The sequence below is a fragment of the Bacteroides sp. genome (assembly GCF_029057325.1).
GTDB lineage: Bacteria > Bacteroidota > Bacteroidia > Bacteroidales > Bacteroidaceae > Bacteroides.
In genome coordinates, this window is the sequence record NZ_JAICZW010000096.1 from 40,531 (window position 1) to 67,019 (window position 26,489).

General features: G+C 52.1%; 20 protein-coding genes. 17 read left to right on the forward strand and 3 right to left on the reverse strand.

Translation table 11 applies throughout. The annotated features are described in order from the left end of the window. Positions 1-363 precede the first annotated feature (363 nt). The 6 genes from K2G43_RS05825 to K2G43_RS05850 all read left to right on the forward strand — a co-directional run bounded on the left by K2G43_RS05825 (position 364) and on the right by K2G43_RS05850 (position 12,986). On the forward strand, positions 364-3,402 hold the full coding sequence (locus K2G43_RS05825) for a TonB-dependent receptor (RefSeq protein WP_300153475.1): 3,039 nt from the start codon (positions 364-366) through the stop codon (positions 3,400-3,402). Between the two features lie 54 nt (positions 3,403-3,456). Further along, positions 3,457-5,247: a RagB/SusD family nutrient uptake outer membrane protein gene (locus K2G43_RS05830; RefSeq protein ID WP_300153477.1), complete on the forward strand. Its 1,791-nt coding sequence runs from the start codon at positions 3,457-3,459 to the stop codon at positions 5,245-5,247. Positions 5,248-5,345: 98 nt separating this feature from the next. Then, positions 5,346-6,740: a C4-dicarboxylate transporter DcuC gene (gene dcuC, locus K2G43_RS05835; protein ID WP_300153479.1), complete on the forward strand. Its 1,395-nt coding sequence runs from the start codon at positions 5,346-5,348 to the stop codon at positions 6,738-6,740. Positions 6,741-6,756: 16 nt separating this feature from the next. Further along, the gene (gene iadA, locus K2G43_RS05840; RefSeq protein WP_297642492.1) at positions 6,757-7,899 is read left to right on the forward strand and encodes a beta-aspartyl-peptidase; all 1,143 of its coding nucleotides are present in this window, start codon (positions 6,757-6,759) and stop codon (positions 7,897-7,899) included. After that, positions 7,896-10,937 carry a M14 family zinc carboxypeptidase gene (locus K2G43_RS05845; protein ID WP_300153481.1) on the forward strand — a complete coding sequence of 1,014 codons (3,042 nt, stop codon included), beginning with the start codon at positions 7,896-7,898 and terminating at the stop codon, positions 10,935-10,937. The genes iadA and K2G43_RS05845 overlap by 4 nt, the downstream gene beginning before the upstream one ends. A gap of 30 nt (positions 10,938-10,967) precedes the next feature. Continuing rightward, a complete protein-coding gene (locus K2G43_RS05850) occupies positions 10,968-12,986 on the forward strand; it encodes a glycoside hydrolase family 97 protein (protein ID WP_300153483.1) in 2,019 nt (672 codons plus the stop codon). Positions 12,987-13,159: 173 nt separating this feature from the next. Here the strand turns inward: K2G43_RS05850 and K2G43_RS05855 are convergent, their stop codons facing one another. Continuing rightward, positions 13,160-14,656, reverse strand: a complete 1,497-nt coding sequence (locus K2G43_RS05855) for an acetyl-CoA hydrolase/transferase family protein (protein ID WP_300153485.1) — start codon at positions 14,654-14,656, stop codon at positions 13,160-13,162. Between the two features lie 43 nt (positions 14,657-14,699). Next, positions 14,700-15,062 (reverse strand): hypothetical protein, encoded by a 363-nt coding sequence (locus K2G43_RS05860; RefSeq protein WP_297642485.1) that lies wholly within the window; start codon positions 15,060-15,062, stop codon positions 14,700-14,702. A gap of 424 nt (positions 15,063-15,486) precedes the next feature. On the opposite strand from K2G43_RS05860, the gene miaB reads away from it, so the two are divergent. The 10 genes from miaB (at position 15,487) to folK (ending at position 23,507) form a co-directional block, all read left to right on the forward strand. Then, on the forward strand, positions 15,487-16,854 hold the full coding sequence (gene miaB / locus K2G43_RS05865; protein WP_297642483.1) for a tRNA (N6-isopentenyl adenosine(37)-C2)-methylthiotransferase MiaB: 1,368 nt from the start codon (positions 15,487-15,489) through the stop codon (positions 16,852-16,854). A 288-nt stretch (positions 16,855-17,142) separates the two neighbouring features. Then, positions 17,143-17,436, forward strand: a complete 294-nt coding sequence (locus K2G43_RS05870; protein ID WP_297642480.1) for a type II toxin-antitoxin system HigB family toxin — start codon at positions 17,143-17,145, stop codon at positions 17,434-17,436. A gap of 4 nt (positions 17,437-17,440) precedes the next feature. Beyond that, positions 17,441-17,806: a helix-turn-helix domain-containing protein gene (locus K2G43_RS05875; RefSeq protein ID WP_297642478.1), complete on the forward strand. Its 366-nt coding sequence runs from the start codon at positions 17,441-17,443 to the stop codon at positions 17,804-17,806. A 151-nt stretch (positions 17,807-17,957) separates the two neighbouring features. After that, entirely contained in the window at positions 17,958-18,872 is a 915-nt protein-coding gene (locus tag K2G43_RS05880; protein ID WP_297642476.1) for a class I SAM-dependent methyltransferase, read from the forward strand. Positions 18,873-19,016: 144 nt separating this feature from the next. Next, positions 19,017-19,892 carry a permease-like cell division protein FtsX gene (locus K2G43_RS05885; protein WP_300153489.1) on the forward strand — a complete coding sequence of 292 codons (876 nt, stop codon included), beginning with the start codon at positions 19,017-19,019 and terminating at the stop codon, positions 19,890-19,892. A gap of 124 nt (positions 19,893-20,016) precedes the next feature. Continuing rightward, entirely contained in the window at positions 20,017-20,244 is a 228-nt protein-coding gene (locus K2G43_RS05890; RefSeq protein ID WP_297645372.1) for a DUF3098 domain-containing protein, read from the forward strand. A gap of 59 nt (positions 20,245-20,303) precedes the next feature. Beyond that, on the forward strand, positions 20,304-21,092 hold the full coding sequence (locus K2G43_RS05895) for an undecaprenyl-diphosphate phosphatase (protein WP_300153492.1): 789 nt from the start codon (positions 20,304-20,306) through the stop codon (positions 21,090-21,092). 65 nt (positions 21,093-21,157) lie between these two features. Further along, entirely contained in the window at positions 21,158-21,862 is a 705-nt protein-coding gene (gene truB / locus K2G43_RS05900; protein ID WP_297645362.1) for a tRNA pseudouridine(55) synthase TruB, read from the forward strand. A gap of 10 nt (positions 21,863-21,872) precedes the next feature. Beyond that, a complete protein-coding gene (queA, locus tag K2G43_RS05905; RefSeq protein WP_297645365.1) occupies positions 21,873-22,931 on the forward strand; it encodes a tRNA preQ1(34) S-adenosylmethionine ribosyltransferase-isomerase QueA in 1,059 nt (352 codons plus the stop codon). A gap of 138 nt (positions 22,932-23,069) precedes the next feature. Further along, positions 23,070-23,507 carry a 2-amino-4-hydroxy-6-hydroxymethyldihydropteridine diphosphokinase gene (gene folK, locus K2G43_RS05910; protein WP_300153495.1) on the forward strand — a complete coding sequence of 146 codons (438 nt, stop codon included), beginning with the start codon at positions 23,070-23,072 and terminating at the stop codon, positions 23,505-23,507. Between the two features lie 282 nt (positions 23,508-23,789). Here the strand turns inward: folK and K2G43_RS05915 are convergent, their stop codons facing one another. After that, complete coding sequence (locus K2G43_RS05915) at positions 23,790-24,821, reverse strand: endonuclease/exonuclease/phosphatase family protein (RefSeq protein ID WP_297644800.1); 1,032 nt, start codon at positions 24,819-24,821, stop codon at positions 23,790-23,792. A 289-nt stretch (positions 24,822-25,110) separates the two neighbouring features. On the opposite strand from K2G43_RS05915, the gene metK reads away from it, so the two are divergent. Beyond that, a complete protein-coding gene (metK, locus tag K2G43_RS05920; protein WP_297644794.1) occupies positions 25,111-26,406 on the forward strand; it encodes a methionine adenosyltransferase in 1,296 nt (431 codons plus the stop codon). Positions 26,407-26,489 lie beyond the last annotated feature (83 nt).

Below are 26,489 nucleotides of genomic sequence, written 5' to 3' on the forward strand. Positions count from 1 at the left end.
TTACCTGCCGTTGGAACCGGGACTCTCATGTGCCGGTGCCGGAATACCCATGCTTTGGTAATGTGGCTTCCAAGCATGGGTATTGTTTTGGGCAATTGCACGTACCCGGTAAATGTATGTGGCCGTCTCCCTCTACAGCGGGCATATATGCCTGTTTCCTGACTACCGATAGGCTTCCAAACGATTACTGAAAACTTCTTATTTGTTTTTATAATAAATTGATTGCTAATTGATTATGAATTATTGAATTTACCAAAACCGCTACCTGCATATAGAAGCGGTTGTGGCATCGCCTAATTTTGCCCTCATGATTTTCGCATGCAAATTTCTATTTACTTAAAAACAACTTTAAAAATGTAATTTATGAAAACCAGACAAAAATCAAGAGATGCAGGTGCCGTTCTGCTTGTCTGCCTTATGTGGATGCTGTCGCTTTCAAGTCCACTCTACGCGCAGACATGGAACATCAACGGAAATGTGACGGACGAACTGGGAGAACCGGTTATCGGTGCCAATGTCGTGATACAGGGTACAGGTACGGGAAGTATTACCGATGTTGACGGAAACTTTCATCTCGCTTCGGTGGCGAAAGGGGCGATGCTGGAGGTGAGTTTCATAGGATATATCACCAAAACATTGCAGATAAAGGATGCGTCGCCGTTGAAGATTACGCTGAAAGAAGATAGCCAGGCGTTGGATGAAGTGGTGGTGGTGGGTTATGGCGTGCAGCGCAAAAGCGACCTTACAGGTTCGGTGGCGTCGGTCAACTCCGAAGTGCTCGAGAGCCGTCCGCAAGCCAACTTGATTCAATCATTGCAAGGCTCCGTACCGGGATTGAACATCAGCGTGACGGGCAGCAATGCGGAAGGTTCGTCCACCACCACGCGCATTCGTGGAAACAACTCCATTACCGCCGATAACAAGCCTCTTGTCATTCTGGATGGAATACCTTTTGACGGACCGTGGTCGGAAATCAATCCGAACGATGTGGAAAGCATCGAAGTGCTGAAAGATGCCTCTTCGGCTGCCATCTATGGTGCCCGTGGTTCGAACGGTGTCATCCTGGTTACTTCCAAACGTGGTAAGAAAGACAGACTGACGGTGTCGTATGACACTTATGTCACTATTGACAATCCCATCAATCTGCCTCGCATGATGAATGGAGAGGAGTTCTATAAATATAAAACAGAGGCGTTCAAGGCTACAAACACCACTCCTCCTACGGGAGACAACCCCGAACCGTGGTTGGACAACCTGACTCCTACCGAGCTGGCGATGCACGCTGCCGGTGAGAGCACCGACTGGATGAAGCTGGCGACGCAGACGGGCGTAAAACAGCAACACAATCTTTCGCTTCGTGGAGGCGCCAACAAAACCGCTTATTTCGTTTCGTTGAACTATACGGATGTAAAGGGCACGGCGGTAGGCAACCAGTTCAAGCGCTACAACGTGCGTTTCAACCTGGACCAGGAGCTCAACAGTTGGTTGAAGTTCTCCACGACCACACAGTTGGGACGATACGACCGCAGCGGCAGCAGTGCCACGTTCTGGAGAGCGTTGAAGCAGGTTCCGTTGGGACGCGCTTATAATGAGGACGGGTCTCTTACGCTTTCCGCTACGGAGGACTCTTCTTCGGCATTCAGTGTAAATCCGTTGGGAACGCTCAACAACCGGACAAAGGATATCCGTGCGAAGGTCATCACAAACAATGTGTTGGAGGTGAAAGTACCCTTCATCAAAGGATTGAGCTATAAATTGAATACAGGTTTCACCTACCAGAACAGCTCCTATAAGAACTATCAAGGCTTGGACACCTACGAAGGCGCCGGTGCCAACGGCGTACTGAATACCGATGACTGGCATTCGGAAGAGTGGATTCTGGAGAATATCGTTTCTTACCAGCGTGAATTCGGCAAGCATCGCATCTTCTTCACCGGCTTGTATTCGGCTCAAAGCAAGGAGTACGAGCAGAACAAGATGGAAGGTAAGAATTTCCCCAATGATGTGATGTACTATTACCAGATTGCCAAGGCGGCTACCGTGTCAGGCAATTCTTCTTACTACAAGGAGAACCATATCTCACAAATGGGTCGTCTGAACTATACCTACGACGACCGTTATCTGCTGACTCTTACCGCCCGTCGCGACGGTTACTCCGCTTTTGGCGAGAGTTCTAAGTTCGGAGTCTTCCCTTCGGCGGCTATCGGATGGAACATTTCCAATGAAGCGTTTTTCAGCGGCAAGCCTATCAATGAAATCATCAGCAATCTGAAGTACCGCTTGTCGTGGGGTAAAAACGGAAACGAGGCTATCAGTGCCTACAGCACATTGCCCAATCTTTCGACTTACAACTACCTGAACGACGACCATACGGCTCAATTTGGTTTCTATCCTTCGAAACTGGCTTCTCCCGGTTTGGGTTGGGAGACGACTACCTCTGTCAATACAGGTTTTGACATCTCGTTGTGGAACGGACGGATTCAGAGTTCGTTTGATATCTATTGGTCCAAGACCAAGGATTTGCTGCTTTCCCGCTCTATCCCTACCATTAACGGTACAGGTACCATTACGGAGAATCGCGGTCAGACCCGTAACCGTGGCCTGGAGTTCCAACTCACTTCCAACAACATTACGAAGAAGAACTTCAGTTGGAGCACTACCTTCAACCTTTCACACTATCGCTCGGAGATTGTGGATGTCGGTTTGTACGATGCCAACGGGAAACCGATGGATGACGTGGCTTCCAGATGGTTCATCGGCGAGCCTATCAACGTGAACTACGACTACAAGATTATCGGTGTATGGCAGATAGCCGACGCGTCCAATCCGACCGGACAGCAGGATCCCAACTATCGCAATTCCTATCCCGGATATTTGAAATATCTTGATGTGGACGGTAAGGATGACATTACCACCGCTGATAGAACCATCATAGGCTCGGCTATCCCCAAGGTGAATATGAGTTTGATGAATATGTTCGAATACAAGAACTTCACCCTGAGCGTGTTCTTGACGGCTCAACTGGGACAGACCCATCTGAACGCCTTGTATGACACCAGCCACAATTCGTATCGCCAGAACCGCTTTCTGGTGAATTTCTGGACGCCGGAGAATCCTACGAACAGCTATCCGAAGAACAGCCTGAACAGCGACGTGAATCCCGAGAGCGCCAATTTCTATGAGAAGACAGACTTCTTGCGTGTTTCCGATATCACGTTGGGATATAATTTCCCGCAACAATGGTTCCGCCGCACCTGCATCAAGCGTCTTAACCTCTATATGAATGTCAAGAACTTGGGTACGATCACGGGTTGGACCGGCATGGACCCGGAATTTCTGGATGACCAGTTGGCGGCTCCTCCGGTACGTTCGTTCACTTTCGGACTGAAGTTGGATATTTGAGAAGAAGAACAGTATATTACAAAAAGCTAAAATAGTATTGTACGTATGAAAAGAATGATACATTTCAATATTTGGGTGTTTGCGGCCTTATTGCTCGTCATGAGCGGCTGTAATGAGGATAAGTTCTTGAAAGAGGACCCTCATGATGCACTCTATCCGGAAAACCTGCTTGTCGATTACAATGGGTTTAAGTCAATGATAACTCCTCTTTACGGTCTGATGCGCGCGGAGTATCGGCGTGCGGATGCGGTGGGAGGAAGCATCGCGCTTTGCCTGCATGCCGCTTGGGGCGGAGGTGTGGACAATTCATGGGCGAATAACACTCACTCCGAGATGAAGTTCCTCTACAATCCCAAAGAGATTACCTATACCAGTCTTGCCATCTGGAACAACATCTTTCAATGGGGATACCGCATCATCAATACGGCCAACATGGTCATTTCAAGAGCCGGCAATGAGGGTATTAACTGGGGAAGTGGAGCCGATGCCGAGAAACGTAAGAATGAAGTGCTTGCCGAGGCACGTTTCTTCCGTGCTTGGGCTTATCGCCACCTGACCTATTCGTTCGGTGCGGTGCCCCTTTCTACGGAAGAGATTACCGGCTTGAACTATCGCGACGACTGGGAACGTACGCCTGTCAGCGAGATTCGCAAAGTGATGGCTGAAGACTTCCAGTTTGCGGCTGACAATCTTCCGTTGCGCACTTCCAATAACAGCAAAGTGTCTGGTGCCGTGGCTCGTCACTATCTGGGCGAGCTTTACCTGGCGGAAGGAGATGCCGAAAAAGCGGCTTCTGTGTTGAAACCCTTGGTGGAAAGTAATGAGTATTCCCTCATCACCCAGCGTTTTGGCGGCAATGCTTCTAACGAGGGTTGTCCTTTCATCGATGTGTTCTATACCCCTATGTACGCCGATGGAAATACGGAAGTATTGCTGGCTTTCCTGAATACGGAAGAAGAGAACAGTGCATACGGTACTGCAAACGTCTATATGACTACCACCTACAAGAACTATTACGCCAATGACGGCAACTGCAAGAAGACAAACCAGCAGAATCCGGACTATGTGAACAATGGTGGAGAAGGCTCGTTCGCACAGGTATTCTGGCAAGCCAACGGCGGTAAGGGAGCCGGACGTGTGGTTCCCTCCAGAGGAGCGCTTCGCTTGTACGATTATAAAGGGATGGGAGAACAAGATGACCGTGTATCTCCCGATGCCATCGTATGGAGCATCAACGATGTGGACGCTTCCGGTAATGTGACCAAGGTATTCGAATTGGATGGAAAGGCACTTGTTGACACGACGGTCAATGCCTCTATGCTTTCCTCCACTTCCATCAAGAAATATAATTGGCCCACTACCCGCAAGTGGAACTATACCCCGCCCATTCTTGCCAATGCAGCCAATGACGGGCACTATGCGGATATTGTCTATTTGCGTTTGGCTGATACTTATCTGCTCTATGCGGAAGCTCTCTATAAGAGCCATCAGGCAGGCGAAGCCGTCAAGTGGATAAACAAGGTTCGCAACCGTTCCAACGCCGTCAGCATCACAGAAGACGACCTCACGGCAGGTGGCATGGATTTCATTCTGGACGAGCGTAGCCGTGAGCTGCTTACGGAGGAAGAACGCCGTCACACACTGGTACGTGTCTGCCAAGAGAACGGTGGCGACGAGCGTGATACCGATAATTACTTCAAGCGTCGTATGCGGAAACTGAACGAGATAGCCGGCATCGCGGGACGTGGAATGGACGAGTATGATACTCCGGTGTTGTTCCCTCTGCCGCAATCGTTCATAGATTCCAATGTGGGGAATCCTTTGGAGAATAATCCCGGTTATTGATAACAAAGAATCAGATATAAATACTGAAATTCGCGGGATGGCGGATTTTTCCGGTATTTATATCTGATTCTTTGCAGAAACTTAATATCTGATACTCTATGTCCGAATCAGCTTTTATTTTCAGCCTCTTTATGGTGGGCGTTACGGCGATAGGCCTTTACCGTAAGTTTAACCCCCAGGGGCTTCTGATGCTCTCCGGCCTGCTTATGCTGACAGCCGCTTTCTTTATGCAGGTGCATCCTGTAACACCCGATAAACCCACCGGAACGGTGACGTTTGACATCATCAGGATGGTAGAGGAGACCTTCCTCTCCAATCTGGCGCGTGCGGGGCTAATGATTATGACGATTGGCGGGTATGTGGCCTTTATGAATCATATCAAAGCTACGAATGCTCTGGTCTATATTTCCATGAAGCCGTTAGGGCTTTTCCGGAATTATCCTTATCTGGCGGCTACCATCGTGATTCCCATCGGACAATTGCTGTTCATCACGACTCCGTCGGCAGCCGGGTTGGGATTGCTGTTGGTGGCTTCGGTCTATCCGGTGCTGGTTAGCCTTGGAGTAAGCCGGTTCACGGCTTTGTCGGTCATTGCCGCCGCTACGCTGTTTGACCAGGGACCGGGTTCGGCAAATACGGCGATGGCTGCCGGACTTATCGGGCAATCCAATGTGGAGTATTTCATCGTTCACCAGCTTCCTTTGGTGATTCCCACTTCACTGGTCATCATGATTCTTTTCTATTTCAGTAACCGCTATTTTGATAAGAGAGACAGGAAAAAGCGGCAGGAACTTTCATCGCAGTCATCGGGCGATCTTGCCGAGTCGTCCGTGGAAAAGCCGGATGTGCCGTTGTTTTTTGCCCTGCTTCCCATATTGCCTTTGGCGCTTCTCATTGTCTTTTCTCCATTTGTGGGATTGTTTCAGCCGGTTGTCGCTTTGGGCACTACTACTGCCATGCTTTTTTCCCTGTTCTTGTCATTGACGTTTGTGCTGCTTCATACCCGCAACTTGCGGACTACTTTTGACGCTTTCGGCAGTTTTTGGAAAGGGATGGGAAATGTATTCACTTCAGTCGTCACATTGATAGTCGCTTCGGAAGTTTTCTCCAAAGGTTTGATTCACTTAGGGTTTATTGACTTTCTGGTGAGTTACTCTTCCCACATCGGACTGTCGGGATTGACGATTGCCGCCGTTTTTGCTCTCATCATCTTCGGAGCCGCCATGTTGATGGGAAGCGGCAATGCCGCCTTTTTCTCTTTCGGTCCGTTACTGCCCGGCATAGCTACCCAACTCGGTTTGCCTGTTTTTGCATTGGTACTTCCGTTGCAACTGGCGGCAAGCATGGGACGTGCCGCATCTCCTATCGCCGGAATCATTGTTGCCATTGCCGGTGTGGCGGGTGTGTCGCCGGTGGAGTTGGCGCGGCGCAATACGTTCCCCTTGGTGGGAGGAATCATCTTTTTGATACTTTATCATCTTATCACTTTCTAAAAAACGTTCAACTGTTATGCTTACATTGATAAAAAATGCAGATTTATACGCTCCTGCCCATTTAGGCAAGAATGACATATTGCTTTGTGGAGAAAAGATTGCATACGTCTCTAAAGCAATTGAACTGAATGGCTCTTATTGTCATGCCATTGATGCGCAAGGGAAAATCGTGATGCCGGGATTCATAGACCAGCATGTGCATGTTACTGGGGGAGGAGGGCAACAGGGCTATGCTTCGTTAGTGCCCGAAGTGACCATGAGCGAACTCGTCTCATGCGGTACTACCACCGTATTGGGGATGCTCGGTACCGACGGTTTTGCCAAAGAGCTTACCACGCTTTACGCAAAGGTGAAGGCCATTGACGATGACGGATTGTCGGCTTACATGCTGACCGGTTATTATGGACTGCCTGCCAAGACATTGATGGATAGTGTAGCCGATGACCTTATTTTCATAGACAAGGTCATTGGTTGCAAACTTGCCATGAGCGATGACCGCAGTCCGTTCCCCACAGAACAGGAGATATTGCGGCTCATCCATCAAGTACGTTTAGGCGGATTCACTTCCGGCAAAGGAGGGATTCTTCACATTCATTTGGGGGCGTTGCCCGAAGGCATTGGGACATTGCTTGACATCGCCCGCCGTTATCCCACCTTGATATCTTATTTGTCTCCTACGCATCTGATTCGTACGGAGTCTCTTTTCATGCAAGCGGTGGAATTGGGTAAGTTGGGTGGAATGGTTGATTTCTCGACCGGAGGTACCCAATTCGATACTCCCCATCGTTGTGTGATACGTGCCCTGCAAGCAGGTGTCCCCCTTGACCGCATCACTTTCTCCAGCGATGGGCATGGCGGGGTGCGTAGGGTAAACCCTGAGACGGGTGAAGTGACCTATCGCCCGGCTCCTTTAGATTTGAACTTTAGAGAAGTGGTCGCGTTGGTTCATGAAGAGGGATTGCCGTTGGAGCAAGCTGTTACGCTGATAACGTCCAATCCGGCACGCAACCTGAAACTGCGGAGCAAGGGCTTTGTTGCGGAGGGAGCGGATGCGGATTTGTGCTTCCTGACGGAAGATTTGCGGCTTACGGATGTGGTCGCCCGCGGACAGTTTGTGATGCGGGATGGTGAAATTGTAAAGAAAGGAAGATACGAATGATGAAGAAAACGATTATATTCTGCATAGGATTTCTCTGCATTTCCCTGTGCGCAATGGCGGACAGGGCTTTTGAAAGTTCAAGGGGCGAACATGTGTTTACATATAACCAATACGCTCCTTTCGCCAATCGTCCGATAGACATACATTACTATATACCTTCACGGGGGGATGTCAGGCAGATGCCTGTCGTATTTGTATTTGAAGGGGGTGACCGAGGATATTCTTACCTGCTGGATAGTTGGAAAAAAGAAGCGGAGCGGGAAGGGTTCATGCTGTTTATACCCCACTTCGATTTGAAAGCCTATCCCTTGAAGGACTATCAGGAGATAGGGGTAATGAATGCTTCCCATACGGTGGCCAACGCTCCTGAGGCAATAACGCCTGTATTGATTGACAAGCTGTTTGAGCATATACGTCAATGTACGGAAAGCGTGCGGAAAGGATATATGCTCTACGGCCACTCGGCAGGCGGGCAGTTTGTCCAGCGTTTCATGCTCTTTCATGATAGCCCCTACGTGGAGAAAGCGATTATCGGTTCGCCCGGATGGTACACTTTTCCCGATTCCGTGCAAGCCTATCCTTACGGGACGGCAGGCGTTCCCTATATCTCGTCCGAGCGTATCAGGAAGTATCTTTCCAAACCAATCGTGTTGCAATTGGCTTTGGGGGACACGGTACGTGAGTCCTTCTTACGCAAGACTCCTGAAGCTGAGAGACAAGGACGGAACCGGCTGGAACGCGGACGCAGTTTCTGGTCTTATCTGCATCGGCTGGCTGCGTCCGGCGGCTGGAAATGCAATTGGCGTAAGGTGGAAGAAGCGGGAATAGGACATGAGTCTGTCCCCATGGGAAAACAAGCTGTTCCATTGTTGATGACAGATTCCTTAAGAATACTCTTCATAGGCAATAGCTATACATTCTTCAACCGTCTGCCGTGGCAGGTTCAAGCGTTGGCTGCTTCGTGTGGAAAAAGAATGTCGGTACGCCAAGTGGCTAATCCCGGTTGGTACTTGGAACAGCATACCGCTGATACGCGAACCGTAGAGACGATTCGTGAAGGAGGATGGGACTATATGGTGATGCAGGAGCAGAGCAAGGCACCTGCCAATGAGGATAAAGAACGGGTGAAGGAGCATGTGTTCCGTCCTGCGGAGCAGTTGGATAGTCTGCGTCGCCTCTATGCTCCAAAGGGGAAGAGCGTCTGTTATATGACATGGGGGCGCAACAACGATACTTACGAAACGATGCAGCGGCGGCTTACGGAAAACTATCTGGAAATGGCAGATAGGCTGGATGCTTATTGCGCTCCTGTGGGTGAGGCGTGGAGACGGGTGCGCAAGGAACGGCCGGATTTGCAATTATATGATCCGGATGGCAGCCATCCCAGTCTTGCCGGCAGCTATCTGGCGGCTTGTGTCTTCTATACGGTCTTCTTCGGTGAGTCTTTTCAGAGCGATTATTATGCGGGCTTGTCATCGGATGAGGCTCTCTATCTGCAAAGAATAGCTCAGGAAGTGGTGTTGTCCAACCTTGTGTTGTGGAATCGGAAGATGTCGAAACAACCGTCATACATCACTGACGGTTTCTATCCTGAACCGAAACTTGATAGTGAGACCCCCACTTTAAGTAAGTTTTATGGCAGCGGATTGGCATCGGTGGATGAGATAAAGGAATACTTGCGGCGATTGGTCGCGTGTTTCCCTGACAGGGCATCTATGGAGGAGGTAGGTGCGACCGGACAGGGCCGTTCCATCTCTGTGCTCTATTTAGGCGCTCCCGACAAGAAGAAGGTGAAGGTGTGGATTCAGGCGGCACTGCACGGCAATGAGCCTGCGGGTGCTGAGGCTGTCTGTATGCTTGTCCGTTACCTGCTCTGTGAAGAAGAGGGGCGTGAATTGTTGAATCAGGTAGCCGTGGCTTTGGTTCCTGTAGCCAATGTGGACGGTTATGCCATCCAGCAACGCCGTTCGGGAGACGGTTACGATTTGAACCGTGACCAGAGTAAATTGGAAGACCCCGTTACTTGGTTGTTGAAACAGGCATATTGCCGATGGAGCCCGGATGTAGCTCTTGACATTCACGAATATAATCCTTTGCGTCAAGAATTTGGCTTGCTGCGTGGCACGTCGGTGGCGAATGCCTCTGATGTATTGTTCTTGCCTACCGGACATTTGAATGTCCCTGTGGCCTTACGCTCTTTGTCAGAAACCCTTTTCCGCTACGAGGCAGAGGCTGCATTGGACCGTGCGGGTTACACTTCTGGTTTCTATTTTACTCCTCGTGTGGCGGATGATGGTTCGCTGCTGCTTGCGAAAGACGCGAAAAGCCCGCAGTCCAGTTCCACTTTTCAGGCATTGACCGGTGCGGTATCTCTTTTTATTGAAATAAGAGGGATTGGATTGGGACCGGATTGTTTCGCCCGCCGTAGTGAGTGTGGCTTTCTGGTGGCCCGACAGACGTTGGCTACAGCCGCCCGCCATCGCGTTTTGGTCAAGCGTATGATAGCACAGGCAAGAAAGCGCACTTTGAAGGCGGATGAACCGATATATGTCACGTTCTCTTCAGATACAGTACGCCATACCGCGTCCTTTATTGATTATGAAAAGAAGGAATTGTTTAAAGCTGAATTGCCGACCATTGATGCCATGCGGATGAAACCGCGGTTGACGCGCGTTCGTCCTAAGGCTTATTGGCTGGATGCAAGCTGTGCGGAGGCTGTATGCAAACTTCAGGCATTGGGTATATCTGTTGAGCAGGTCACTCGTGTGCGAAGAGTAAAAGCGGAACGTTACAAAGTGACCCATTTGGAGCGCGCAGAGAAAGAATGGGAGGGCATTCGTCCGGTAAATGTGGAAACAGCCGTTCGTGAAGAGGATGTCGAGCTTCCGATTGGCAGTTGGCTGGTACCTTTGTCGCAGCCTATGGGCAATTTGGCGGCTACGTTGTTGGAACCGGAATCCGCCTGTGGGTTTGTGAACTTCTGTGTGATTCCGGTTGAAAAGGGGAAGGACCTTCTTGTCGGTAGGCTTATGAAATAAGAGTTGGAAATATTAAATTGGATAAAGACTATGAAACTAAAAAAAATGTGGCGGATTATGCTTTCCTTATGTTTGGGGCTGTGGATGATTTCATGCCAACAGGAGCAGACCAAACTGACCTCTCCTGACGGAAAGCTTTCTTTAGAGTTTGTATTGGATGAAGAGGGCACTCCCCGGTATTGCCTGAAACATGACGGAAAGGATATTTTGCTCCCTTCCCGTTTAGGATTGGTTTTGAAGGATGCTCCCAATCTTTTGACGGGCTTCACCGTGAAAGAGATTAAACATGATTCCCATAACGAGGTTTGGCAACCGGTTTGGGGAGAAGAGGCTGAAATCGTAAATCATTATAACGAACTGAAGGTATGCCTTGCGGAGAAAGAGGCGTTGGGACGGGAATTGGACATCGTTTTCCGTCTTTTTGACGATGGAATGGGATTCCGGTATGAGTTCCCCCGTCAGGAACATCTGCAAGAGTTCCTGATTGATGATGAAGTGACCGAGTTCGTCTTTCCGTCAGATTGTGATGCTTGGAGCATTCCGGTGGAAGGAGTCCGTTTTTATGAGGCGTTGTTTGAGAAAAAGCCTCTCAGCAAGATGGGATGGGTAAGCACTCCGGTAACAATAGAGACGGCTGACAGCCTTTATCTGGCAATTCATGAAGCGAATCTTACGGACTATGCCGCTATGAACTTGAAGCCGGTTGAACAGTCTGGAGATAGTGAAGCCGTCACATTGCGTGCGGCCCTTACTCCTTGGAGTACAGGTGAGAAAGTGCGTGTCGCCGATACGCGCGTCTCTCCTTGGCGCACCATGATAGTGGCTGAATCTGCCGGTGACCTGCTGCTTTCCCGCCTTATGCTGAATCTGAATGAGCCGTGTCGCATGGAAGATACTTCATGGATACAGCCGATGCGCTATATTGGAATTTGGTGGGCTTACCACATGAAACACAATACGTGGCATGCCGGTCCGGAACATGGCGCTACAACGGAGAACACAATGCGTCATATCGACTTTGCCGCAGCCAATAACATCGGTGGTGTATTGGTCGAAGGATGGAATGAAGATTGGGCTACCTGGAAGTTCAGTTTCACAAAGCCATACGCTGATTTTGATATACAGCGCATTACAGATTATGGACATAAGAAAGGGGTCGCTTTAATCGGACACCATGAGACCGGTGGCAATGTCTCCAATTATGAAAGCCAGATGGAAGAGGGCTTCAGCTTCTATGAGAGGTACGGTGTGCATCAGGTGAAAACAGGCTATGTAGGCGATTTGCTCGATGGTAAAGAACGTCACAGCAGTCAATTTGGAGTGCTTCATTATCGCAAGGTGATAGAAGCAGCTGCCCGTCATCGCATCTGCATAGACAATCATGAGCCGGTGATTCCTACTGGATTACAGCGTACCTATCCTAATCTGATGACACAAGAGGGCGTACGTGGGCAAGAATGGGATGCTTGGGATGCCGGTGGTGGAAATCCCCCTTCTCATACAGTGGTGTTGCCATTTACCCGTGGATTGGCAGGGCCTATGGATTTTACACCGGCGACGTTCCGTTTTGTGAATGATGTAATGCCGAAAACGCGTGTGCATACCACATTGGCTAAACAGTTGGCGCTCTTTGTGGTGCTCTATTCTCCGCTGCAAATGGCTTCGGATGAGATAGAGAATTACGAAGCCAATCCTGAACCGTTCAAATTTATAACATCTTGTCCTACGGATTGGAGTCGGACAATGGTACCGGAAGCACGCATTGGAAGTTATGTCACCGTTGCCCGTCGCGATAAAGGGGAGGGATGCTGGTACGTAGGCAGCATTACGGGAGATGAGGGAAGGACGGCTGTCATTAACCTCTCTTTTCTTGATACGGATAAAAAATATTTGGCTACGATTTACCGTGATGCTCCTGAGGCCGATTATGAGACGTGTCCTGCCTCGATACTTATGGAAGAACGGGAAGTGTCAAGCGGTGATACCCTTACTATTTGGCAGGCACGTAGCGGTGGAACTGCCATTCGGTTATGTCCCCTTGAGGAATAGTTTATGTAAAGAACAACGAGCGGGAATACGTTGCCGTTCTTGAGATTGCAATAGAGGGGAGATTCTTAGAAGTAGTATAAATTTCAGGCACGGAATTTCTTGTACAGGTCTTAGAATTCCGTGCCTGATTTATGGTGTTTGATTTTTCAGCCGTGTCATCTGCGGCTGAAAAATCACTTATACTGTCCCCAATCCACATTCCTCATATCCCCGCTCTTCGCCAGTTCGGCGTGCATGGCGAGGGAGGCACGTACGGCATGCGGTGTCTGTGCTTTGCCGTCGGTCAGTTTCAGGTAGTCCCAAAGGATGTTCTTGTAGTCCGGGTGTGCGCAGTTTTCGATGATGGCTTGCGCGCGTTCCTTCGGGCTTTTGCCGCGGAGGTCGGCCACGCCCTGTTCGGTGACGATGATGTTGACATCGTGCTCCGTATGGTCCATGTGTGAGACCATGGGGACGATGGCGGAAATCTTGCCCTCTTTGGCCACCGACGGACAGGTGAAGATGGAGATATAGGCATTGCGGGTGAAGTCGCCGCTTCCGCCGATGCCGTTCATCATCTTCGTGCCGCCGATGTGTGTGGAGTTCACGTTGCCATAGATGTCGGTTTCAATGGCGGTGTTGATGGAGATGACACCGAGTCGGCGGATGATTTCGGGGCTGTTCGAGATTTCCGACGGGCGGAGCACCAGCTTGTCGCGGAAGAAGTCCATGTCGCGGTAGATGCCGTCCAGGCAGTCGTTCGTCACGGTCAGCGAGCAGGCGCTGCCGAACTTCACGCGGCCGTCGCGAATCAGCCCGATGACGGAGTTCTGTATGACTTCGGTGTACATCTCGAAGGCGGGGATGGTCTTGTCGCGTCCCAATGCGCCAAGCACGGCGTTGGCGATGTTTCCCACTCCCGATTGCAGCGGCAGGAAGGTGGGAGGGATGATGCCTCGCTTCATGTCGGCGGCCAGGAAGTCGGCCACGTTCTGTCCGATGCGGTCGGTCAGCGGGTCGGCGTCGGAGAAGGAGCGGGCTTCGTCGGGCCAGTCGGTCTCTACCACGCCTACAATCTTCTTCGGGTCCACCTGTATGTAGGGCAATCCGATGCGGTCGCTTGCCTTGTAGATAGGTATGTCGCGGCGGTAGGGCGGGTCGAGGGGTTCGTAAACGTCGTGCAGTCCTATGGCGCTCTTGCTGTGGGCGGCGTTCAGCTCTACGACGATTTGGTCGGCGAGGCGGCACACGGTCGGTGATATTCCGCCTGCGGCTGTCAGGTAGATCTTGCCGTCTTCGGTCACTTCACACGCTTCGATGATGGCCACGTTGATTTTACCCATAAATCCGTAGCGCATTTCCTGCGCCATCTGCGAGAGGTGGATGTCGTTGTAGGCAATCTCGCCGTTGTTCACGGCCTTGCGGAAGTCCGTGTTCGTGGTGTAGGGGGCACGGTAGCGGATGGCCTTGACGCGTGACAGGATGCCGTCGCAAGAGTCTCCCGTAGATGCTCCGGTGAATATGCTTACCTGGAACGGGTTTCCTTTGGCGTGTTCCGCTTCCGCGATTTTCGCTAATTCAGCCGTTACGGCTTTGGCTGTTCCTGCAGGAGTGAATCCGCTCAGGCCGATGTTGTAGCCATGCTTGATGAGGCTTGCAGCTTCTGCTGCCGAAATGTGATTGAGTGCCATAAGATTTATGATTTTAGATTTATGATTTCAGATTCTTCATTTCTCAGTACTTTCTTTGCAGTATTTCCGACCAGATGATGGCCTTTCTTGCCTCTTCGGCCGACCGGATGCTGAATTCGGAGGCCTCTTCCGACTCTTGCGGTTCGGTGGGCGGCGGGGCGGAATGTGTGGAGTTGCCGGGCGTTTGGAAGGCGGCTTTCGCTTTCCCCTTTTTCCCTGCTTTCCTTGCTTTCTGAGGTTTTTGTGGACCTTCGGGGATGTAGCCTCCGTAGGTGGTGTCGTTGCCGGTCAGGTCGGGCACGGGCGCGTCGGGCTTCGCGTTCTTGTCCGCCTCTTTCTTATATTGCTTTACGATTCCGATGGCAATGAAGCCTACGACCAGCAGAAACTTGAAGATGTCTTCCATAATTCTTCGTTTTAATTTTAATGCAAAGATGATGCAAACCGAAGTGCCTCTGTCATACGGCTTATCTTCGTTTGGGCAAAGTTAGTCAAATTAATTTGATATAGGCAAGAATCGGGCATAAAAAAAGGACAGCTTCACAGCTATCCTTTTTGAGCTTAACCTAAACCTTAACTATGAAAAAATCTAATGTTTCTTTCATTCTACAAAAATGGAGATTTATTTCAAGAATCTCAAGCGGAGGCCTGGAAAATGTTCGATCGGTTAACATTAATTAGTAGTAAAACTCAGACAATCAATCCAAAGAGCTATTTTTCCACGCTATTTCGTCCCGAATTGGCAGGGAAGAAGTATATTTGCAACGTGTTTCGGCCGGCAAGGATCCGCCCGGGACAAACCGGAAACTCATTTAAAAACGAATTTGATTATGGAAAAAGCAACAGGAGCAGACTTTAAATCTGCAACTGCCGATGGCAACAAGAAGTTGTTCATCGAAACCTACGGCTGCCAGATGAATGTGGCAGACAGTGAAGTGATTGCCTCCGTGATGCGGATGGCGGGCTACTCCGTGGCCGAAACGCTGGACGAGGCGGACGCGGTGTTCTTGAACACCTGCTCCATCCGCGACAATGCGGAGCAGAAAATCCTGAACCGCCTGGAGTTCTTCCATTCGCTGAAGAAGAAGCGGCGCGGCCTGATTGTGGGCGTGTTGGGCTGCATGGCAGAGCGTGTGAAGGACGACCTCATCGCCAACCACCACGTCGATCTGGTGGCGGGTCCCGACGCCTACCTCTCCCTGCCCGAACTGATAGCGTCGGTCGAGGCGGGCGAAAAGGCCATCAACGTGGAGCTTTCCACCACCGAAACCTACCGCGACATCATCCCCTCGCGCATCTGCGGCAACCACATCTCAGGATTCGTCTCCATCATGCGCGGCTGCAACAATTTCTGCACCTACTGCATCGTGCCCTATACCCGCGGACGTGAGCGGAGCCGCGACGTGGAGAGCATCTTGAGCGAAGTGGCCGACCTGGCGGCGAAGGGCTACAAGGAAGTCACCCTGTTGGGACAGAACGTCAACTCCTACCGCTTTGAGCGGCCCGACGGCGAGGTGGTCACCTTCCCCGTGCTGCTCCGCACGGTGGCGGAGGCGGTGCCCGCCATGCGTGTCCGCTTCACCACGTCGCACCCGAAGGATATGAGCGACGAGACGCTCCGGGTCATTGCCGACGTGCCCAACGTCTGCAAGCACATCCACCTGCCCGTGCAGAGCGGAAGCAGCCGCATCCTGAAGCTGATGAACCGCAAGTACGACCGCGAATGGTATCTGGAGCGCGTCGCCGCCATCCGCCGCATCATCCCCGATTGCGGCCTCTCCACCGACATCTTCTCCGGCTTCCACAGCGAGACGGAGGAAGACCATCGGATGTCTCTCTCGCTGATGGAGGAGTGCGGCTACGACGCCGCCTTCATGTTCAAGTATTCCGAACGCCCCGGCACGTACGCCTCCAAACGCCTGCCCGACGACGTGCCCGAAGAGGTGAAGATACGCCGCCTGAACGAAATCATCGCCCTCCAGAACCGTCTTTCCGCCGAAGCGAACGCCCGCTGCGTGGGACGGACCTACGAGGTGCTGGTGGAGGGAGTCTCCAAACGCAGCCGCGACCAGCTCTTCGGCCGCACGGAGCAGAACCGCGTGGTGGTATTCGACCGTGGCACACACCGCGTGGGCGACTTCGTCCGGGTGAAGATTACCGAATCCAGTTCGGCGACGCTGAAGGGGGAGGAAGTATAGGGATAAAGGAGTTGAAGGAGTTAACCCCTTATTCATGCCTTTGACAGACACTTGCTTCTGAGCCGACAGACACTTGTGTTCAAGCTGACAGACACTTGTGTCTGTCGGCTCAGAAGCAAGTGTTTGAGAAAAGGGTGTTTTTCGATGCGATTTCAGCGATTCCATGCCCGTAGGCCTACGTTTCAAGTGAATCTTTCCTGATTTTTCGGTTTTGGTTTCAAATATTGGAACATTTTTTTGAATTATGGAATTGTATTTCTATCTTTGTGACACAATAATCGGATGGCAATGAGAATATTTACCGAACAAGCATTGAAAGAATGTGCGGAGAGCCATCCCAATTCCAAAGCCGCATTGCAAGAGTGGGCTTCCGTTGTGAAGAAAAGCAAGTGGACTTGCTTTGCCGATGTCAAGCAGGCTTTCAACAGCGTTGGCAATGTGGGCAATCAGCACTATGTCTTCAATATCAAGGGAAATAATTACCGATTGGTGGTGGTGATTAAGTTTACCGTACGATTTGTATATATCCGCTTCATCGGTACTCATGCAGAATATGACAAGATAGATTGCGCTAATATTTAGGATTATGACGAAGATAGAAAATCAGGCACAGTATGAATGGGCGGTCAACAGAGTGGAGGAACTTCTTCCTTTGGTGAAAGACGATACGCCTTTGGACGACCCGAACAGCATCGAACTGGAATTGCTCTCCAATCTGGTGGCGGATTATTCAGAAGAACATTTCGCTTTGGGAGAACCTACGCTTATGGATATTCTCAAACTCCGCATGTACGAAATGGGGCTTAATCAGAAGTCGCTTTCCGAACTGCTGAACGTCAGCCCTTCGCGCGTCAGCGAATACCTCTCCGGCAAGTGCGAGCCCACCTTGAAGGTGGCGCGCGAGATAAGCCGGAAGCTGAACATCGACGCCAGCATCGTGTTGGGCGTGTAGCCGGCTTATCTGTCGGTGCGCCCCGCTTACAGGTTAAATCTCCTTAATGAAAACCGCATAACCCACTTTTTATTTGTTATTTTGCACCAAATTCAGGTGTAGTGCGGGCTGTAAGGTGCAGGCCGCACGGCCGTGTTGGTTAGAACGTCCGATGAATAAACTTACTATAACCTCTTGTCCGTTGTGCGGCGCGACGCATTTGGAGCGTGCCCTGACGTGCGTCGATCATTACGCTTCGGGCGAAATGTTCCACTTGTGCCGTTGCAGGGACTGCGGGTTCCTCTTCACGCAAGGTGTTCCCGTGGAGGCCGAAATAGGGCGCTACTACGAGACTCCCGATTACATTTCACACAGCGATACCCGGAAGGGGGTGATGAACTCCGTCTATCACAGGGTGCGCACCTATATGTTGGGCCGCAAGGCACGGCTGGTGGAGCGTGAGTCGCGCCGCAAAGAGGGCCGTCTGCTGGATTTGGGCACGGGTACGGGCTATTTTGCCGACACCATGCGCCGGCGGGGCTGGCAGGTGGAAGCCGTGGAGAAGAGCGGGCAGGCACGGGCCTTCGCCAAAGAGCGTTTCGGCCTGGACGTGAAGCCTTCGGAGGCCTTGAAAGAGCTGGCGCCCGGCAGCTTCGACGTCATCACCCTGTGGCACGTGCTGGAGCATCTGGAGCCTATCAACGAGACGTGGGAAACCCTGCGCTCCCTGCTCACCGACAAGGGCGTGCTGATTGTGGCGGTGCCCAACTGCTTGTCCTTCGATGCCCGGAAGTATGGCGCCTATTGGGCGGCCTACGATGTGCCCCGCCACTTGTGGCACTTCACGCCGGACACCATCCAGCGTTTCGGAGCCAAGCACGGGTTCATACTGGCGGAGCGATATCCCATGCCCTTCGATGCCTTCTACGTCTCCATGCTGACGGAGAAGAACATGCGTCATACGTGCGCCTTCCTGCGGGGGATGCTGACGGGCACGCTGGCGTGGTTCAGCGCATTGGTTAGGAAAGACCGCAGCAGCTCGATGATTTACGTGTTCAGAAAGAAGCAATTGGTAGTTGATAGTTAGCAATTGATAGTTGATAGTTAGTAGTTGATAATTGATAGTTTAGAGGATGAGAATCATTATCACTTACTACCTGTCAACTATCAATTGTCAACTATCAACTACTAACTATCAACTAACAATTGTCAACTATCAACTAGAAAAAGGATGAAGTCAAAAAACAATTCGGTCTCCGGTTTCGATATGCAGTTCGTCACTTCGGGCATCAGCACGGCGCTGGTGCTGCTGTTGCTGGGGCTGGTGGTGTTTTTTGTGCTGACGGCCCACAATCTTTCGGTCTATGTCAAAGAGAACATCAGCTTCTCCGTGCTCATCAGCGACGACATGAAGGAGGCGGACATCCTGAAACTCCAGAAGAAGCTGGATAAGGAGCCGTTCGTGAAGCAGTCGGAATACATCTCAAAAAAGCAGGCGCTCCGCGAGCAGACGGAGGCGATGGGCACGGACCCGCAAGAGTTTCTCGGCTACAATCCCTTCACCGCCTCCATCGAGATAAAGCTGCGTTCGGACTACGCCAATTCGGACAGCATCGCCCGGATAGAGAAGCTGATCAAGAAGAACACCAACATCCAGGAGGTGCTCTACCAGAAGGAGCTGATAGATGCCGTGAACGAGAACATACGAAACATCAGCCTGCTCCTGCTGGGGCTTGCCGTGATACTGGCGTTCATCTCGTTTGCGCTGATAAACAACACCATCCGGCTGGCCATATATTCCAAACGCTTCCTCATCCACACGATGAAGCTGGTGGGGGCGAGCTGGAGCTTTATCCGCCGGCCGTTCTTGCGCCGCAACTTCTGGATTGGGGTGACGGCGGCGGTGGTGGCCGACGCCATCCTGTGGGGGGCTGCCTGGTGGCTGGTCTCTTACGAGCCCGATTTGGTGGAGGTCATCACGTCCGACGTGATGCTGGTGGTCTCCGTCTCTGTATTGGTGTTCGGTGTGCTGATTACGTGGCTGTGTGCCCTGCTCTCCATCAACAAGTATCTGAGGATGAAGGCGGGGACGCTGTACCATATATAGGAGGAGCCTCTCCCCCGGTCCCCCCGTAGGGAGGGGGAAGGGAATGATGGAGGTGTTAAAGGTTTATATTCCTATAGTTTATTGATTATAAAGTTGAGGTCATAAATCTAAAATGATTAATATGTTGAATAAAGAGAAATTCGCTTTTGATAAGATTAACTTCATACTGCTTGCCGTAGGTATGGCGGTGGTTATCATCGGCTTTCTGCTGATGACGGGTCCTGTCTCTACGCCGGACCACTTCGAGCCGGACATCTTCAGCGCACGTCGCGTCAAGGTGGCTCCGGTAGTCTGCCTGCTGGGCTTTGTGTTTATGATATATGCGGTGTTGAGGAAGCCGAAAGGAAATTAGTTGACAAGTGGACGAGTTGATGAGTTGATAACTCGTCAACTCAAAAAAAACATATCGATATGGAATGGTTTGAAGCGCTTATCCTTGGGCTTATACAAGGACTGACCGAATACTTGCCTGTGAGCAGCAGCGGGCATCTGGCCATTGGTTCGGCATTGTTCGGCATTGAGGGAGAGGAGAATCTTACCTTTACGATAGTGGTGCACGTGGCCACCGTGCTCAGCACGCTGGTCATCTTGTGGAAGGAGATAGACTGGATTTTCAAGGGACTGTTCAAGTTCCGGATGAACGACGAGACGCGCTATGTGCTCAACATCCTGGTTTCGATGATACCCATCGGCATCGTGGGCGTGTTCTTCAAGGACAAGGTGGAGGCCATCTTCGGCTCGGGGCTGCTCGTCGTGGGCTGCAGTCTGCTGCTGACCGCCCTGCTGCTGGCTTTCTCCTATTATTATAAGCCGAGGCAGAAGGAGAGCATCGGCCTGAAAGACGCGTTCGTCATCGGATTGGCGCAGGCTTGCGCGGTGCTTCCGGGGCTTTCGCGCTCGGGCAGCACCATCGCCACGGGGCTGCTGCTGGGATGCGACAAGGCACGGTTGGCTCAGTTCTCGTTTCTGATGGTGATACCGCCCATCTTGGGCGAAGCCCTGCTCGACGGGGTGAAGATGATGAAGGGCGAAGCCATTGCGGGAGACATCCCCACGCTCTCGTTAGTGATAGGTTTCCTTGCCGCCTTTGTCTCAGGCTGCCTTGCCTGCAAGTGGATGATAAGCATCGTGAAGAGAGGCAAGCTGATATATTTCGCCATCTATTGTGCGATAGCCGGTATATTGACATTGATATTATAAGAAACTCTTAAGTGATACTGTTTTTATCTTCCTCCCTACGAGGGAGGGGTTAGGGGAGAGGCTCTATGGATTTTAAAGAAGGAGAAGTACTTTATTTCAACAAGCCGCTGGGCTGGACATCGTTCAAGGTAGTGGGACACGCACGCTACCACATCTGCCGGCGGATAGGCGTGAAGAAGCTGAAAGTGGGGCATGCCGGAACGCTCGACCCCCTTGCCACGGGCGTGATGATTGTCTGCACGGGCAAGGCTACCAAACGGATCGAGGAGTTCCAGTATCACACGAAGGAGTATGTCGCCACCATCCGGCTGGGTGCCACCACCCCTTCCTACGACCTGGAGCATGAGATAGACGCCACCTATCCCACAGAGCACATCACCCGTCGGTTGGTGGAAGAGACGTTGAAGAAGTTTGTGGGCGAGATACAGCAGGTTCCCCCCGCATTTTCCGCCTGCATGGTGAACGGAAAACGCGCCTACGACCTTGCCCGTCGGGGCGAGGAGGTGGAGCTGAAGCCCAAACTGCTCGTCATCGACGAGATAGAGTTGCTGGAATGCAACCTGCCCGACATCAAGGTGCGCGTGGTGTGCAGCAAGGGCACCTACATCCGTGCCCTGGCACGTGACATCGGCGAGGCGCTGGACAGCGGTGCCCATCTCATCGCCCTGGAGCGCACGCGTGTGGGCGATGTCCGCATCGAAGACTGCCTGAATCCGCTCGAGTTCAAGGAGTGGATAGATGCGCAGGAAATAAGTGAACAATATATTTAAATCCAAAGATATGAAACTGTCGCAATTTAAATTCAAGCTTCCCGAAGAGAAGATTGCTTTGCATCCCGCGAAGTACAGAGATGAATCGCGCCTGATGGTGCTGCACCGCAAGACTGGTGAGATAGAGCACAAGATGTTCAAGGAAATCCTGGAGTATTTCGACGACAAGGACGTGTTTATCTTCAACGACACCAAAGTGTTTCCCGCCCGCCTTTACGGCAACAAGGAGAAGACAGGTGCCCGCATCGAAGTGTTCCTGCTGCGCGAGCTGAACGAAGAGCTTCGCCTGTGGGACGTGCTGGTGGACCCTGCGCGTAAAATCCGCATCGGCAACAAGCTCTACTTCGGCGACGACGATTCGATGGTGGCTGAAGTGATAGACAACACCACTTCGCGCGGACGTACGCTCCGCTTCCTCTACGACGGTCCGCACGACGAGTTCAAGCGGGCACTCTATGCCTTGGGCGAAACGCCGCTGCCCCACAGCATCATCAACCGCCCCGTGGAGCCGGATGATGCCGATAGATTCCAGTCCATCTTTGCCCGCAACGAGGGTGCCGTGACCGCTCCCACCGCCAGCCTGCACTTCAGCCGCGAGCTGATGAAGCGCATGGAAATCAAGGGCATCGACTTCGCCTACATCACGCTGCACGCCGGATTGGGCAACTTCCGCGAGATAGATGTGGAAGACCTCACCAAGCACAAGACCGACTCCGAACAGATGATTGTGGACGAGAAGGCTGTGAGCATCGTGAACCACGCCAAAGACCTGAACAAGCAGGTTTGCGCCGTGGGAACCACCGTGATGCGTGCCATCGAAAGCACCGTCAGCACCGACGGTCACCTGAAGATGTACGAAGGATGGACCAACAAGTTCATCTTCCCGCCCTACGACTTCACCGTTGCCAACGCGATGGTGTCCAACTTCCACATGCCGCTCTCCACATTGCTGATGATTGTGGCTGCTTTCGGCGGCTACGAGCAGGTGATGAACGCCTACGACGTGGCGCTGAAAGAGGGCTACCGCTTCGGAACGTATGGAGATGCGATGCTGATTACGGACAGATAATTCTTTCTTCTGAAGGAGCCATCAAGAGTTAAAAGGAGTTAGAGGCCAATAGTTTGCTTGTGTCAGCAAAACTATCGGCCTCTAACTTCCGAATACCCCCTTCTAACTCCTTCCAACTCCCGAATAACTCCCTATAAAATGACCATTTACTTCAGCCTCGGAACCAACCTCGGCGATAAGGAGCAGAACCTCCGTACCGCCGTCCGCAAGATAGAAGAGCAGGTAGGAGAAGTTGTTTCCCTGTCCGCTTTTTATGCCACCGCCCCGTGGGGATTCGCTTCCGAAAACAGCTTTCTGAATGCCGCGCTGGCGGTAGAGACCACCCTTCTTCCTATGGAGGTGCTGGCAGTCACGCAGCAGATTGAGCGCGAGATGGGGCGTACCCGCAAGTCTGTCAACGGCGTGTATGGCGACCGCGTGATAGACATCGACCTGCTGCTTGCCTTTGCCGACGACGGCACTTCCATCGTGTGGGATACTCCCGAACTGAAACTTCCCCATCCGCTGATGCGGGAGCGCGACTTCGTGATGCGTCCGTTGGCGGAGATTGCGCCGGAGGTGGCGGGCTGTTTTTAGAAGGAGTTATCGGGAGTTATCGGGAGTTATTCGGGAGTTAGAGGCCGATAGTCCTGCTTGCACAAGTCGGAGTATTGGCCTCTAACTCCTTTTAACTCCCGAATAACTCCCGATAACGCCGATAGTCCTGCTTGCACAAGTCGGAGTATTGGCCTCTAACTCCTTTTAACTCCCGAATAACTCCCGATAACGCCGATAGTCCTGCTTGCACAAGTCGGAGTATTGGCCTCTAACTCCTTTTAACTCCCGAATAACTCCCGATAACTCCTTTAAAATTCTTACTTATTTCTCTATTTCAAACGTCACCAGCACTCCTTTGTGGTCTGTCGGCCATACCCCTTCGGGCAGCAGGAACTTGTCTTCCGAGGTCTCTTCCACCCGTTGGTTCTTGACGATGCTTCCCTTCGGGCCGAAGATGATGGCATCTTTCAGCTTGAGGGCGGGGTGGGGGTGGTAGAACACGTAGTCGATGCGGTCGCGCTCGTCCGACTTCGGTGCCCAGGTCAGCTTCCCGGTCGGGATGAGCGGGTTGTCGGCGGGGAAGGTGAAGCCGGGGTGGGTCAGCACGTTGGGATAGCACGTGCGGTAGGTGTCGATGAAGCCGGCGTTGTCCAGCAGCAGGGGGACGGTCCAGGGGATGATGAGGCCGTTGTGGTCGTAGAGGTCTTTGGTCTCACGCGTCCAGTCGAGGTGCGACGGCTCGTTGAAGTCTCCGCCCAAGATGACGATGGTTCCCTCCTCGATGTCCTGTCGGGCGGCGGTGATGAAGTCGCGGATGGCATCGTCGCGCAGGGAGGCGTCGTTCACCTCCAGCACCTCGCGCACGGTTTGCGGGATGGGAATCTCCTTCCAGGTGGAGCCGTCGTAGCCGCGCACGTTGTAGTAGGCGTCGCTCAGGTAGTCCAGGTGGGCGGTATAGACGGCTATCTTGTGCCCGTGGATGTGGCTGGTCAGCTTGTAGATGCTGCCGTGGTCGTCCTTTTCGGGGAAGACGGTCAGCGAGTCGGTGATGGGGTAGCGGCTCAGCAGCCCGGTGTCGTAGCTGTAGAAGGAGTGGTAGGTTTCGCCCCGTTCTTTGAGCGACTGCACGATGCGGTCGCAGAAGCGGGTGTTGTGGTAGTTGCGCACTTCGCTGAAGGTGACGAAGTCGGGCTTCAGGCGGACAATCTCGCTGACGATGGCGTCGTAGCCTCCGGGCACCACCGTCCCTTCCTGCCAGATGTTCCATTGCAACACGGTGAATTCTTTCTTTTCTTGCGCTTTTCCAAAGAGGAATGCCGGCAGAAGCAGGCATAGCAGAATCAGTCTTTTCATCATCAATTTAAGAATTAAGTTTGTGCAAAAGTAGCAAATTCTGCCCGAATGGAATGAAATGAGCTGTGAATCCGTGTTAATCTCCTCCCTTTGCGCTACAGGTTAAGGAAAAACTCTCTATCTTTGCGGCCGAAAATGAGAAGTGGAAAGATTTGAGTAGCTTGCAACCACGGAAAAAAATGCTAAAACACATCCTTTTCTTTATCGGGCGCACCGCCCGACGCGCTGTATCTACTCATTGCATTCCCTCTTGTCTCCTTATTTTTTAATTTTTAATTCTCAATTTAAAATGGGATATTTATTCACATCCGAATCGGTGTCTGAGGGACACCCCGACAAAGTGGCCGACCAAATATCGGACGCTGTGCTTGACAAACTGCTGGCTTACGACCCCAGTTCGAAAGTAGCTTGCGAAACGCTGGTTACTACCGGGCAGGTAGTGCTGGCCGGTGAAGTGAAAACCAAAGCCTACGTTGACATGCCGCTCATCGCACGCGAAGTTATCAAGAAGATAGGCTATACGAAAGGCGAGTATATGTTCGAAAGCAACTCGTGCGGCGTGCTGAGCGCCATCCACGAGCAAAGCCCCGACATCAACCGAGGCGTGGAGCGCCAGGACCCCATGGAGCAGGGCGCAGGCGACCAGGGCATGATGTTCGGCTATGCCACCAACGAGACGGAGAACTATATGCCTCTCTCCCTCGACCTGGCGCACCGCATCCTGCTGGTGCTGGCCGACATCCGCCGCGAAGGCCGGGTGATGACCTACCTCCGTCCCGACGCCAAAAGCCAGGTGACCATCGAATATGACGACAACGGCACGCCTGTGCGCATCGACACCATCGTGGTCTCCACCCAACACGACGACTTCATCCGTCCTGCCGACGACAGCGAAGCCGCACAGCTCAAGGCAGATGAAGAGATGCTGGCGCAAATCCGCCGCGATGTCATCGAGATTCTGATGCCCCGCGTCGTTGCCTCCATCCATGCCGAAAAGGTGCTGGCGCTGTTCAACGACGGCATCAAATACCACGTCAACCCCACGGGCAAGTTCGTCATCGGCGGCCCGCACGGCGACACCGGTCTGACCGGACGCAAAATCATTGTCGATACCTACGGCGGCAAGGGTGCCCACGGTGGCGGCGCCTTCTCCGGCAAAGACCCCTCGAAGGTGGACCGCAGCGCCGCCTACGCCGCACGCCACATCGCCAAGAACCTCGTTGCCGCAGGCGTGGCCGACGAGATGCTGGTGCAGGTGAGCTATGCCATCGGTGTGGCGCGACCCATCAACATCTTTGTCGATACTTACGGACGCAGCCGCGTCAACATGAGCGACGGCGAAATCGCCCGCAAGATTGACGAGCTGTTCGACCTCCGCCCCAAAGCCATTGAAGACCGCCTGAAGTTGCGCAACCCCATCTATCAGGAGACCGCAGCCTACGGACACATGGGACGCGAACCGCAGGTAGTCACCAAACGTTTCCGCAGCCGCTACGAAGGCGACAAGGACGTAGAGGTGGAACTCTTCACATGGGAGAAGCTGGACTATGTGGAGAAGGTGAAGGAAGCGTTCGGAATCAATTGACAATGGGCAATTGATAATTGATAGTTATAGTGGTGTAAATCGGGCACGGATTACACCGACTTTCACGGATAAGGGAAAAGGAA

What these genes read in the sequence shown, in the direction of transcription:
- K2G43_RS05825 (WP_300153475.1), top strand. Translation starts at nt 364, where the DNA reads ATGAAAACCAGACAAAAATCAAGAGATGCAGGTGCCGTTCTGCTTGTC.
- K2G43_RS05830 (WP_300153477.1), top strand. Translation starts at nt 3,457, where the DNA reads ATGATACATTTCAATATTTGGGTGTTTGCGGCCTTATTGCTCGTCATG.
- dcuC (WP_300153479.1), top strand. Translation starts at nt 5,346, where the DNA reads ATGTCCGAATCAGCTTTTATTTTCAGCCTCTTTATGGTGGGCGTTACG.
- iadA (WP_297642492.1), top strand. Translation starts at nt 6,757, where the DNA reads ATGCTTACATTGATAAAAAATGCAGATTTATACGCTCCTGCCCATTTA.
- K2G43_RS05845 (WP_300153481.1), top strand. Translation starts at nt 7,896, where the DNA reads ATGATGAAGAAAACGATTATATTCTGCATAGGATTTCTCTGCATTTCC.
- K2G43_RS05850 (WP_300153483.1), top strand. Translation starts at nt 10,968, where the DNA reads ATGAAACTAAAAAAAATGTGGCGGATTATGCTTTCCTTATGTTTGGGG.
- K2G43_RS05855 (WP_300153485.1), bottom strand. Translation starts at nt 14,656, where the DNA reads ATGGCACTCAATCACATTTCGGCAGCAGAAGCTGCAAGCCTCATCAAG.
- K2G43_RS05860 (WP_297642485.1), bottom strand. Translation starts at nt 15,062, where the DNA reads ATGGAAGACATCTTCAAGTTTCTGCTGGTCGTAGGCTTCATTGCCATC.
- miaB (WP_297642483.1), top strand. Translation starts at nt 15,487, where the DNA reads ATGGAAAAAGCAACAGGAGCAGACTTTAAATCTGCAACTGCCGATGGC.
- K2G43_RS05870 (WP_297642480.1), top strand. Translation starts at nt 17,143, where the DNA reads ATGAGAATATTTACCGAACAAGCATTGAAAGAATGTGCGGAGAGCCAT.
- K2G43_RS05875 (WP_297642478.1), top strand. Translation starts at nt 17,441, where the DNA reads ATGACGAAGATAGAAAATCAGGCACAGTATGAATGGGCGGTCAACAGA.
- K2G43_RS05880 (WP_297642476.1), top strand. Translation starts at nt 17,958, where the DNA reads ATGAATAAACTTACTATAACCTCTTGTCCGTTGTGCGGCGCGACGCAT.
- K2G43_RS05885 (WP_300153489.1), top strand. Translation starts at nt 19,017, where the DNA reads ATGAAGTCAAAAAACAATTCGGTCTCCGGTTTCGATATGCAGTTCGTC.
- K2G43_RS05895 (WP_300153492.1), top strand. Translation starts at nt 20,304, where the DNA reads ATGGAATGGTTTGAAGCGCTTATCCTTGGGCTTATACAAGGACTGACC.
- truB (WP_297645362.1), top strand. Translation starts at nt 21,158, where the DNA reads ATGGATTTTAAAGAAGGAGAAGTACTTTATTTCAACAAGCCGCTGGGC.
- queA (WP_297645365.1), top strand. Translation starts at nt 21,873, where the DNA reads ATGAAACTGTCGCAATTTAAATTCAAGCTTCCCGAAGAGAAGATTGCT.
- folK (WP_300153495.1), top strand. Translation starts at nt 23,070, where the DNA reads ATGACCATTTACTTCAGCCTCGGAACCAACCTCGGCGATAAGGAGCAG.
- K2G43_RS05915 (WP_297644800.1), bottom strand. Translation starts at nt 24,821, where the DNA reads ATGAAAAGACTGATTCTGCTATGCCTGCTTCTGCCGGCATTCCTCTTT.
- metK (WP_297644794.1), top strand. Translation starts at nt 25,111, where the DNA reads ATGGGATATTTATTCACATCCGAATCGGTGTCTGAGGGACACCCCGAC.